The following is a 13679-nucleotide window of genomic DNA, read 5'->3' as shown; positions in this document are numbered from 1 at the left end:
TATGGTTATACGGCTATGGTTATACGGCTATGGTTATACGGCTATGGTTATACGGCTATGGTTATACGGCTATGGTTATACGGCTATGGTTATACGGCTATGGTTATACGGCTATGGTTATACGGCTATGGTTATACGGCTATGGTTATACGGCTATGGTTATACGGCTATGGTTATACGGCTATGGTTATACGGCTGCGCGAAGCGCAGCCGTATACAGCACAGAGCTATCGCTTTCCGCCTTTGATTTATTTGAATGCACACAGATTCTTAGGTTCGGACAAATCACAGTAGCGAAAGCCAATACAAACTTTACGCTTCGTCTCGGCAAGTTCACACTCCGCACATATCTCTATCGTAACCACCTTCAGATTACACGCCTCAATAGTAACCAGCATGTCTGTTGTAAAGGCAAAACCCAACGTCTTTCTTATCATTCAGAACAAAGTGAGTTAAGTAGGATGGGCATTGCCCAACGAAAAACAAGCAATGCGAAAGAGTGTGTAATGTTTTTTCCCGTTCCAGCGCTCTCGCGTGGGAATGCAGGATCAGATGCCCTGTATCTCGAGTAATAATCCGGACTCAGAGCGTCCAAAACAATTTGTTGCCACGCAGAGCGCGGTAACAGGCAGAAAAGATAAACGTATCATGTTTTACACGTTAATAGAACAAATCCCATGTGCAGTAATTGTGACAGACATAAAGGGAACTATTGAATATGTAAATTCGCAATTTACTGAACTCACCGGCTATACCCGGGAAGAGGTTACAGGGGCAAATCCCCGCATACTGAAATCCGGCAGGACTGCTCCCGAAGAGTATAAACATTTGTGGGAAACAATTACCTCCGGCAAAAAATGGAAAGGGGTGTTTTGTAATAAGAAAAAAGACGGCAGTTTCTACTGGGAGAAGGCGTCTATTTCTCCCCTCATGAATGAGGAAGGAATGATAACACATTTTTTTGCGATAAAGGAAGATATAACAATACAAAAGCAAAATGAACAGCGGCATGAAATCCTGTATATACTGTCGAACATATTGATGGAGTCTGTTTCTGTTGATGAGGCTATTCCAAAAATACTCCAAACAATAGGCGAGGGAGAAATTGGCAGGCAGATCGGAGTTGACAGGGTATGCCTTGTGCTGTCCGGTACGAATAACGGCATGGCTGACAATGTTTATGAATGGTGCAACGAAGGCATACCCTCTCAAAGACGTCGATTTATGGACGTTTCCTTCTTCGCATTCACATGGTGGATGAAACACCTGCGTGCGGGCGATGTTATTCATATCCCACAGGTGTGCCGTATGCCAAAAGAAGCAGCGGCAGAACAAGAGTTTTTGATTAAACGGGAAGTCAAATCCGTATTGTCCTTTCCGGTATTTGCGGACAAAGATTCATTCGGATTTATTAGTTGTGAAAATATTTTGAACGGCTGCTCCTGCAAAGAACAAGATATAATGCTGCTCCGTATTGTTTCTGAGATTATAGGCAATGCCATTGTACGTAAACGTTCGGAAGCGTGTATTCAACACATGGCATATCACGATGCCCTTACCAACCTCCCCAATCGCAATTTATTTCGTGCCCGGCTGGAAATGGCCATCCTTCAGGCAAAACGTAATAAGAAGATGGCAGCCGTCATGGCGCTTGACCTGGATGGCTTTAAGGCCGTTAACGATTCCTTCGGGCATCATATGGGAGATTTGCTGTTAAAGGAGGCAGCCGTGAGGATGAAGGAATGCGTCCGGGAATGTGATACGGTTGCCCGCTTTGGGGGAGATGAGTTTATGGTTATCCTTACAAACATTAATCATAGAGAGGATGCAAATCATGTGGCGAAGAAGCTTCTCGGATTACTTTCCCAAAAATTCCTGATTAATAATGACAAAATCGGCATTACCGTCAGCATAGGCATCAGTCTATATCCGGCAGACGGCAATGACATGGAGGATTTAATCAAAAAAGCCGACAATGCACTCTATTGTTCCAAGAAAGAAGGGAAAAATACGCACCGGTAAGTAATTTCAAATTCCCCTCTTGGGAGGGGTAGGGGTGAGTAGAAATGAATGCCGTTGGGTTTTCGTTTTTTAAAAGCCCAACCTAATTTAATTCTCGTTTCCAAGTTCCGGCTTGAAAACGAGAATGGAATGTTTAGTAATTTCAAAATTGCAGGGCGAAGTGGCGCTTCGCTCTACATAAAGTTTTTGAGATGACCTGACTTACGTGAATAAGTTTATAATTTTAACACTTTTTATACTCACACTGGCCTTTGCCGGTGATGCAGAAGCGCTCGCCGCAGGAACGGTTCGCTGGTCCGGCGCCACAAGTTCTGCATGGGAAACGGCATCAAACTGGACTACCGTTAGCGGTACCCCAAGCCTCCCTCCCGCGTCAGATGATGCAGTCGAGATAGGCACCGGCGCTATTACCAACCAGCCTACGATAACCACTTCCACAACAATCGCTTCACTTACCTATGGTAATTCCGCTGCATCAACACTGACAATTAATGGAAACCTGACCATTTCGGGTGATATTACCAATACAATTACTACAACAGCCAGAGTGCATAACATAAATCTTGCCTCCGGCGTTACCCTTTCATGTGTAAATGCCGACCTGAGCCCTGCCAGAAGCGGTTCGCATATGACGATTACCTTTAATGGAGGAATATTCTCGTGCAGCGGCGATTTTACCGCCCAACCCACTGCGGCCACGACGAATATTACCCTCACGGTGGGTACAGGTACGTTTACCGTAGGCGGGACTACTCTGCAAGGGGCAGCGACAAGTCAACAACGAAATTGCGACATTACAGTTTCAACCGGTGCCTTAACGTTCTCTGGTGATTATATCAAAAACGGAGCTGGCTCAGATCTCACATCCAGCGACGCGGCAACAATCTCCTTTGGTGGAGATATTACCAATACGAGAGGCACTTTTAACCTGTCCAAGGCTACTACCACCCTTGCCTCAACTACTACCATCGCTCCGACTGTCAGCATGACCTTTGGAAATTTGGCCATCGATGGCACAGCAACGGTAAATAGCGGTACTTTAACCATTGCAGAAAATCTTTCTGTTAACGGAACCGGTACGCTTAATTTAGGGGGAGTAACATCAACGGTTACCGGCCCGACAACTATTGACGGAACGGTAAACATCACTTCAGATACAGGGACAAAGATCTTTGTCGGACTGGTTACAATTGATGCGGGTGGAACGTGGGACAACTCAGCGAATGAGGCAGTGACTTTTCGGGGAGGAATCACCCATAACGGCGCGACCTTTACCGCCGGAACTGGGGTGCAGACATTTGCAACAAACAGCCAGGAGATCGGAGGGACAACGGCAATTTCCATTTCCAGTATAACCGTTACGGGAGTCACCCTCACTAATAGCACAATTTTAACGGTTGGCACAGCCTTAAGCGGCACAGGTGGGCTTACCCAGGGAAGCAACGCTGTTTTAAACATCGGCGGCACTTCAGCCATTACCACCCTGACTGCGACTGCCAATCCCAATACGGTCAACTACACCAGTACAACGGCTTCACAAACAGTAAAAGGGACTACCTATCACCATCTAACTATCAACAAATCAGGCCAAACCGCAACGCTTGGCGCTACAACTACCGTGAATGGAGACCTTACCATTACGGCAGGAACGCTTAATACAGGTGCTTATACCTTAGCTGCAAACGGTATTACGAGTGTTACAGGAACATTAGGTATCACGAGCACAACCGGAACAAAGACGTTTACCGGAATGGTTACGATCAATTCAGGCGGTGTCTGGAATAACTCGGCTAACGAAGCGGTGACCTTTCAGGGAGGGATTACACATAACGGCGCTGCCTTTACCGCTGGAACGGCAGTGCAAACCTTTGATATTAACAGCCAGGTAATAGGAGGGACAACAGCGATTTCTATCCCCAGAGTAACCGTTACGGGCGTTACCCTTACCAACAGCATTACCCTGATGGTTGGCACGGCCTTGAGCGGCACGGGAGGGATCACGCAGGAAAGCAACGCTGTTTTAAACATCGGCGGTACTTCAGACATTACCACCCTGACGGCATCTGCAAGCGGGAACGTGGTTAATTATAATGGTTCCGCTACCCAGGCAATACATGCAGGAACATATGTAACGCTGAAGGTCAATAATACCGCCGGGGGCACCCTTGGGGGCAATATAACAGTTAACACGCTTACGATTGGCGACGTAACATCAAATAGTGTCTTTAGCGATGGAGGTTATGTAATCACCCTATCTGGCTCCAGCGTTCTTAACCTCACATCCGGAACGGTTAAACTAGGCTCAGCGACAGTAGGGACTACGTTTCCATCGTTTAATACATTAAATATCGCCTCCGGAACAACGGTGGAATATACATCGGGAATAACTCAGACTGTATCCGGAACACCGGGTTATCAAAACCTGACAATCTCAGGCGCAGGGACAAAAACACCTGATTCGACACTTACTATAGCAGGCAATCTTACCGTAAACGCATCGGGCGGGACGTTTAATCTTGGCGCTGCATTCAACCACACCATCACAGGCAATGTTGTGCTAACCGCAGGAACATTGAATGGGGGATCGAGTACTTTAACGCTTTACGGCAACTGGACAGGCTCAGGAACATTTCCGGCAAACACCGGTACCGTAGTATTTACCGGAACGAATGATCAAACAATCGGAAGCAAGACTACTACATTTAATCACCTTACCATTAATAAGGCCTCGAATACGGCGTCGTTCGGGGCAACTATCACAATAAACGGCAATCTTACCATTACCTCCGGAACGCTTGGTATTGGAGGTGTTACATCAACCGTCACAGGAACAACAAGCGTAACTGGCGCAATAAACATCACTTCAAAGTCGAACACAAAGACATTTGGCGATATTATAATAAATGACGGTGGCGCCATGGATTTCACCGTCACAGAAGGCGTTACGATGAATGGCAATCTGCAGATAGACGGAACAGGGTCAATCACGGGGACTCAGGGCACATGGACATTTCAGAAGTCAGGAGGCGGCGGCACACTCAGCGGCACGGCGGCCTCGAAATCACTTACCGCTGCTACTTTTACAACAGATTATTCTGTCGATAGTGACTTTTCGATTCCAACAATAACCGTTGCCTCGGGAGCAACCCTCACGAATAATGCAACTTTAACGGTTGAAACTGCCTTAAGCAGTAGTGGTAGTGGCAGTGGAAGGGAGCTTATACAGGGCAGCGGCGCCGTATTAAACATCGGCGGTTCTTCAGGCATTACTACCCTGACTGCTACTGCCAATCCCAATACGGTTAATTATAATGGCGCTGGCAATCAGACGGTAAAAGGAACGACTTATCATCATCTCACGATTAACAAGGTGTCAAATACAGCAACTCTGGGTGCTACCACCACAGTGAACGGAGTCCTTACTGTAACGGCAGGAACGTTCAATACAGGCTCTAACACCTTAACGGCAAATGGCATCACGAGTATTGCAGGCACATTAGGTATCACACGCAAAACCGGAACAAAGATGTTTGTAGGATTGGTCACAATTGATGCTGGCGGAACATGGAATAATTCGGCTAATGAGGCGGTGACCTTTCAGGGAGGGATCATTCATAACGGCGCGACCTTTGACGCCGGAACGGGAGTATATACCTTTGACACAAACAACCAAGCAATCAGAGGAACATCGGCGATTTCAATTCCCAGTGTGACGGTTGCAGAAGTTACCCTCACCAACAACACAACCCTGACCGTTGACACAGCCTTAAGCGGTTCTGGCGGGCTTACCCAGGGCAGTGGCGCTGTTTTAAATATTGGCGGTACTTCAGACATTACTACCCTGACGGCAACGGTCAATTCCAATACGGTTAACTACACCAGCACGACCGCTGCGCAAACGGTAAAGGGAACAACCTATCATCATCTCACTATTGACAAATCCGGGCGGACGGCGACGCTTGGCGCCGCCATCATAGTAAACGGCGACCTTACCATCACGGCAGGTACGCTTAATACATCCGCAAGCAACTATGCTTTAACCTTGAACGGCAGTTTTGTTAACAATGCAACATTTACGGCAAATGGGTCTAACATAATTATTGGCGGAACAAGTGCTACGCCGGGCATTGCAGGTTTCTCGACAACAGGGGCGCTTTCATTTGAACGGACGGCAAGCACTGCGACTCTTACCGGCAATGTTACGGCTGCATCATTAACGATGAACGGGAGCGGCGGGACGTTAAATCTTGGCAGTGGATTATCTCACGCCATCAACGGTAACGTAACACTCACTGCGGGCACACTCGATGGCAGTTCAGGTACTCTGAGCCTGACCGGTAACTGGACAGGTTCGGCAACGTTTACCGCCGGTACAGGGTCAGTCAATTTTAACGGAAGCGGCGCACAAACGATTACCAATAATGCCACTACCTTTAATAACCTTACAAAGTCCGGCACAGGAACGGGAACGCTGGGGGCGGCCATAATTGTGAACGGGACATTAAATATTACGGGAGGGACATTCAACACATCAGCAAGCAACTATGCCCTGACGTTAAACGGGAGTTTTACTAATAGCGCCACGTTTACCGCTAACGGCTCCAATATAACCATTGGCGGAACGAGCGCTACGCCAAACATCGCCGGTTTCTCTACAACAGGGGCGCTTTCCTTTGAGAGGACAGCAAGCACGGCGACTCTTACAGGCAGTGTTACGGCTGCATCATTAACGATGAATGGGAGCGGCGGGACGTTAAATCCCGGCAGCGGATTATCTCACATTATCAATGGCTATGTAACGCTCACTGCAGGAACACTTGATGGCAATTCGAGCACCCTGAGTCTGACAGGCAACTGGACAAACAACAGCACCTTTACTGCCGGTACTGGCGTCGTGACATTTAATGGTACATCAGAGCAAACCATTGCCGGCACAAGTATAACAACATTTAATAGTTTAACGATTTCAAATACAACCGTCGCTGTTTCAGCAACCACAAATCTCACGGTGAATGCAACCTTGACCTTGACCGGCAACCTTGCCATAGGCTCCAACACGCTTACGATGGGCGCTTCAGCAACTACGGTAGGAACAGGTGATGTGACAGGCATTGTCAAGCGGACAACCATTACCTCCAATACCCAGTATAGTTTCGGTAGTCAGTTTACCACGATAACCTTTTCTGATGCAGGAACGTTGCCAACAGAAATGAGTGTAAAAATTACTATCGGCTCTGCCCCTTCCTGGAAAACAACTGCTATTACGAGATACTATGACATTATCCGAACCGGGGGAAGCGGCTCTGTTGCTACAGTGAAACTCCACTACCACGATTCAGAACTTAATGGGAATACGGAAAGTAATCTGAGTTCATGGCATTATCATGCTGACCCCGAAGCCGCCGTAGAGGAACGTGGCAGTTCAAGTCTCAATACAACAGACAACTGGATTGAATTGTCTAATATGGGTATTGCCGCATTTAGTTCAATCTTTGGAGATTTCGAGTGGACACTTGCCAATAGGGTGGCCACAGATATTGTTTGGGATGGCGATTTCAGTACGGACTGGACAGACCCGGCGAATTGGATAGGCGGCGTCCCGGGAGCAACTGGCGACGTAATAATTCCTGCCCTACCCTCTGGCAACTATTCCCCGGTACTACCCTCCAGCGTTACAATCAACAGCATGACAATCCGGAGCGGCGGTATTTTGAACGGAACCTCAAGTTCGCAGCTTACCATTGATGGCAGCAACGGTTGCTGGGTAAATAACGGAACTTTTAATCCCGATACGAGCACCGTAATTTTTACGAACGCTGCCGCCTCAATGTCCGGGGAAACGAATTTCTACAATATTACCATCGACACCGGCGCAGAACTGACGATGAGCACCGACAATATCATGCGCATCGCCGGTGCAATTACCAATAATGGAACATGGCGGGCACGATTCCTGATAAATACGGTAGAGTATAACGGCGGAGATCAGACGGTGTTAAATCCAAATGGCGGAACAGTGGGATATTGGCATCTCATACTGAGTGGTACCGGCACAAAGACCATGCCAGCATCGGCGCTGACCATCGACGGAGATTTCTCGATGTCGGAAACCGCTTCTGCTGCCGCAGGAGGCGCAATGACAGTTAGCGGCAGCCTCACCATTGGTTCCAGCGCTGCGTTTGACTCTGGCAGCTTTAGCCACTCCATTGGAGGAGACTTTACAAATAACGGTGCCTTTACTGCATCAACAAGCACAATAACGTTGAATGGAACCGCCGCACAAACCATAGGCGGAACAACAACGGCGTTTAACAATCTGACGATTTCGAATACCGGCGCTGCCGTTTCTGTAAATACGAACTTTAGTATTGATGGAACGCTGGATGTTGACCTGAATGCCGTTTTGAGTCCTGGTGCTTCAATTGTAATCAGCGGAAGCGGCGCTTTGACCGGGAACGGTACTGTCAAAGTAACACGGACGGCAACTACTCCTGATTTTAATGCTCAATATACCATTTCAAACAAGACGCTTACGGATCTGACCGTGGAATATACAGGTACAGAGGCGCAGGAGGTCAGTGCCCTTACCTATGGAAACCTCAAGGTCAATAATTCCAGTGGAGTTACACTTGGCGGTTCTGCAACCGTTAATGGGACACTTACGGTGTCGGGTGGAATACTTACAACGGGGAGTAGTAATACCCTGACTCTTGGTTCGTCCGGAATATTGTCAGAAACAAACGATACTGATGGGAATACTACAAATGACAGTGTCGTTACCGGGAATATTCAGACAACACGCACATTGTCAACGGGGGTAAATGAAACATTTGGTGGTTTAGGAATCCAGATAAATGCTGCTGGCTCAGCACCGGGTTCTACGGTTGTTTTGAGAAAGACAGGCACGGGAACTGCTCAGACTATTGACGGAGTTGCCGGGATAAACAGAATATTTGTTATTACCCCAACGACAAACGCCGGCCTGGATGCTACCCTCGTATCAAAATATGCAGATAACGAGTTGAACGGAATAAACGAAGCAAATTTGATTTATGCAAAATCCACGGATGGGGGAACGACCTGGCCCAGCCGGTATGTTCCCTCAAGAGATACGGACGCCAACACGCTATCGCTTACCGGTGTAGATGCATTTTCACAATGGACTGCCGGACCTTTTGCAAGCAAGTACATCGTAAGTTCAGACGACAACAGCCCGGCAGCGGGAGGCAGCGTAGCAATTACAGCGCAACTTGCGGATGCCAATGATAATGCAGTAAGTGCAGATGGTAAAGTAGTCACCTGGAGCAGCACCAATGGCGGATCCTTTTCATCCGGCACGAGCATAACAGACGTCAACGGCCTTGCAACGGTAACCTTTACCACCAGTACGACAGCAGGAACTGTTCACACCGTGACGGGAACTGATGCTGACAACTTAACGGGCACGAGCGGTAGCATTACAACTATAGCAGGACCGGCAAAAAAGGTGGTCTTTGTTCAGCAACCTTCTGATGCCACGGCAGGGGCTACGATCAGCCCGGCAGTAACGGTACAGTTGCAGGATGTCAATGGTAATAATGTAGCTGCCGCCGGGGTTGATATTACGATTTCATTGTCTTCCGGGACCGGGGAACTTAACGGAACAATACTACAAACGACAAATGCAAGCGGCCTCGCAACGTTTAATGATTTGAACATCAACATTGCGGGTACAAAAAACCTTACGGCATCAAGTGACGGATTAAATTCAGCCGTCAGCAATGCGTTTACCATATCGGCGGGAGCGGTGGCGAAGGTGGGTTTTAGCCAGCAACCTTCGGATACTACGGCGGGAAATACGATCAGTCCATCGGTGACGGTACAGCTACAGGACATCTATGGAAATAATGTATCTACCGGTAGTGTTTCAATTACAATGACATTGTCTTCCGGAACGGGTGTGCTTAGCGGGACAACGGTGGAAACAACGCAGGCCAGTGGTCTTGCAACATTTAATGACCTGAGTATCAACCTGGCTGGCACAAAGAACCTGACGGCTTCAAGTAGCGAGTTGGCTTCCGACGTAAGCGATGACTTTACCATACTGGCAGGAGCAGCCACAAAGGTGGGGGTAGAGACGGAACCGGATGGAAGCGGGGAAATTGTTCCTGCGCAGGGTATAACACCGGGCAACCTGATTACCGCATATGCCATTTCCCGGGATGCCTCGGATAATTTTGTAGCTAATGTTGCGGCAGATACGTGGTCGCTTGAGAACATCACTGGTGGTGTGATTTCCGGTGATATTGCCTCATCCGGCGACGGTAAGAGTGCGGTTTTTACCGGACATTTTGCAGGTACTGCTGAAATAAAGGCGACGTCTGGGAGTCTTACTGCAGTAAATTCCGGAACGGTGACGGTAACGGCTGGGGTCAGCTTCACAAGCCCGGCGTATGGCGACAATGATGTTTCCGTCAACAGAGCCATCGCCGCCGTGTTCAGCGAGGCTATGGACAATTCTACGATTACAACGGCAGCATTCACTGTAAGCGACGACATCGGCGGCAATATCAGTGGAACGGTGTCCTACAATGACAGAACCGCTGAATTTATACCGTCAGGTATCCTTGACTCCGATACTGCTTACACTGCCGTCATAACAACTGAGGTAAAAGATCATACTGGAAACAATATGGCGTCTGCGTATATGTGGAGTTTTACCACAGGGACATCCACGGACGACACGGCGCCCGTGGTCAGCGCTACAAGCCCGGCCAGTGGCGCTACAGGGGTTGCTTACAATGGCGCAATCGCAGCCACGTTCAGCGAGGTAGTGAGCGCTTCTACCATTACTGAGGCTACGTTTATCCTGAGTGATGGCGTTGGTAATATTGACGGCACGGTAACCAGTGCAGGCGCTACCGCCACATTTACTCCGCTGACAAATCTGGCGCTTAATACAACTTATACAGCAACGATTACCACAGGAGCGAAAGATTTGGCAGGCAATGGGATGGCATCTGACTACACGTGGAGTTTTACAACCGGCGCATCGGCTGATACCACCGCGCCTGTGGTCAGTTCCACAGTTCCTGCCAACGGGGACACGGATGTCGTCCTTAACGGCGCTATTACTGCCGTATTCGGTGAGACTATGAGCGCTTCTTCCCTTACCATAGCCACGTTTACAGTGGTCAATGGCAGCAGCACCATTGGCGGAGCGGTGTCTTATCATGGGAGCATCGCCACATTTACTCCACTGGCAAATCTCTCATCCAATACCACCTATACGGCTGCGCTTACAGCGGGAGTGGAAGATTTGGCAGGAAATGCGATGTCGTCTGCATATACATGGAGCTTTACCACCGGAACAGTAACGGATACAACACCGCCCACAGTGAATTCCACGAATCCCTCCAATGGTGCATCCGGCGTGGCAATAAATAATGCTACCACTGCTACATTCAGCGAAACAATGAATGTATCTACCATCACCACAACCTCATTTACGTTAAGCGATAGTAGCGGCAGCATTAGCGGAGCAGTAACCTGCGATGGCACGACGGCCGTATTTACACCACTGAATAATCTATCCTATTCCACTGCCTATACGGCAACGATTACCACCGGGGTGAAGGATTTGGCTGGGAATGCGATGGCTTCTTCTTATACCTGGAATTTTACCACCGTTTCTGCGCCGGAACCCCCTTCACCGCCTCCGGTCGTAACCCTTACCATAAATTCGACAAAACCGCTCAATGGGGCAGCAAGTGTGGCGATAGACACGGCAATATCTGCAACCTTTTCAATGTATATCAACGGTTCTACCCTTACGAATGATACGTTTATACTCAGCGATGGAGTTAATAAAGTCACCGGGTTGGTAACCGCAAACGGAGCGGCCGCTACATTTACCCCATTGGTAAATCTGGCATACAGCACCGCATATACTGCAACAATCACCGCTGGCGTTCGTGCTGCAAACTATGCCGGAACCAGCCTGAATTCAAACTATAGCTGGAGTTTTACCACCGAATCAGCGCCGCCTCAAACGCCAACGTCAAAGCCCAGCCCCACGCCGTCGCCTGAACTGAAGTTTACTCCTACGCCAATATTTGTTACGTCGCCTACTCCACCGGCAACGGAGACGCCCACTCCGACAATACCAGCAGAAACGCCCACGCCTTCTCCTGCGCCAACGCCTGGTTACACAGTCAGTATGTCACTGAGCAAGGATATGGCATATCTTTTTGGCGATACCGTAGTTGTCACCGTAACGGATCTCGGCAGAAACGCCGATTCCGCATCGGAAGAGGTGCTTACCACCGCCATTAAGGTATTTGGCGTAAACTATTATTCCGGAAAAGACCTGCTGCTTGACCTGAATGAGGACGGCGCTGACAGCGGCACTTTCCTTGCAACTATAAGGACGGGAACAGCCACCACCGGCGGCGCCAGTTCAAATGTCAGATCAAATATTGGCGTTATAAAAACAGTGCAGGGCGGTACTGCCACTGTGGAATACACCGGCAAAGCACTGACAGAGGCAACAATCTCAAGGGAACTAACATTCGGCAGTTTTGATGCAACACTTTCGTTTGATGCCGACTCCTATTCTATAGGAGACTATGCCAAAATGATGCTGGCAGATGCGGAGCGAAATACGAACCATACAGAAGCAGAGGTGCTGCCAAACGATGTATTTATTGAAACGTCCCCATTTAATACTACAAGGGTGAGGATGGTTGAAACGGGCGCCGATACAGGTGCGTTTGTGGGAACAATTCAGGTGGTAGACAGCGGAGGCACATTGGAATATGAACGTATTCAGGCAGCCGCAGGGGAGACATTAACGATTACCTATTTCGATGAAATTAATACCACCGGTTATCCAAGGGTGGTAACAGCTACCGCTTTTGTGGCGGCGGTAACACCGTCACCAACGGCAACTGCTCCAATGCCGTCGCCAACGACAACACCTGCTCCGGTTACCTGTATAGCCGCATCAATTGCCGCACATCCGGAAGAGTTGGAAATTGTGAAAAATGAGAGTGCGGAAATAATAGTAACGGTAACCGGCGAAGATGGCTGCGTTGCCGAGGACGTGAAGGTAAAAACAAAGGTTTCTAAAAATAATCCGGAGAAAATAAAGATTACTCCATCCGGACAAAAAACAGACGCTAACGGACAGGTGATATTTACCATTAAGGCTAAAAAGGGGAAAGGCAAAGCAGACATCAATTTTAAGGCAAAGGGAGTAAATAAAAAGATAAAGGTTACTGTTTATTTAATAAAATAAGCACGTAAGATCTTTGCTTTATCTTCGGGCGACTCATGTTACGCAACAAGAAAAATATTGTAACACTTTAGCTTTTTGAAAAGGTAAAAACGCTTGTTCCCAAGCTCCGGGCTTGGGAACGTAATTGTTTGAGAAGCTCCAGCTTCGCATGGAAGAAAGAATGAAACCATGATTTGCCGATGATATTTGAAAATCTACTTTCATGCTTCATTAAATCTTTAAATCCCCTACCAGTGGGGGTGGGCAAGGGGTCATAAGCGCTAACTTGTTTTAGGTATGCTCGAAGTATTTTGATATCTGTGTTTTTCGGATTCTTGTATTTTCTGCTAAAGAACAAGCAATGTCATTCCAGCACTTAAGAACTTCCTGTAATGATAAC

Annotated in this window: 3 protein-coding genes; all 3 read left to right on the top strand. The window is 48.1% G+C overall.

What is annotated here, in order from left to right; translation table 11 throughout:
- The coding region (locus QZT26_RS12680; protein ID WP_295102593.1) for a hypothetical protein at nt 1-572 on the top strand (572 nt) is incomplete at its 5' end.
- On the top strand, nt 553-2022 hold the full coding sequence (locus tag QZT26_RS12675; protein WP_164994563.1) for a diguanylate cyclase: 1470 nt from the start codon (nt 553-555) through the stop codon (nt 2020-2022). The genes QZT26_RS12680 and QZT26_RS12675, both read left to right, overlap by 20 nt.
- 205 nt (nt 2023-2227) lie before the next feature.
- Entirely contained in the window at nt 2228-13300 is an 11073-nt protein-coding gene (locus tag QZT26_RS12670; RefSeq protein WP_295102590.1) for an Ig-like domain-containing protein, read from the top strand.
- Nucleotides 13301-13679 lie beyond the last annotated feature (379 nt).

The sequence above is a fragment of the uncultured Candidatus Kuenenia sp. genome (assembly GCF_900696675.1).
Classification (GTDB): domain Bacteria; phylum Planctomycetota; class Brocadiia; order Brocadiales; family Brocadiaceae; genus Kuenenia; species Kuenenia stuttgartiensis_A.
The sequence above is the reverse complement of the archived record's forward strand: the minus strand, read 5'-3'. Positions and strand labels throughout refer to the sequence as shown.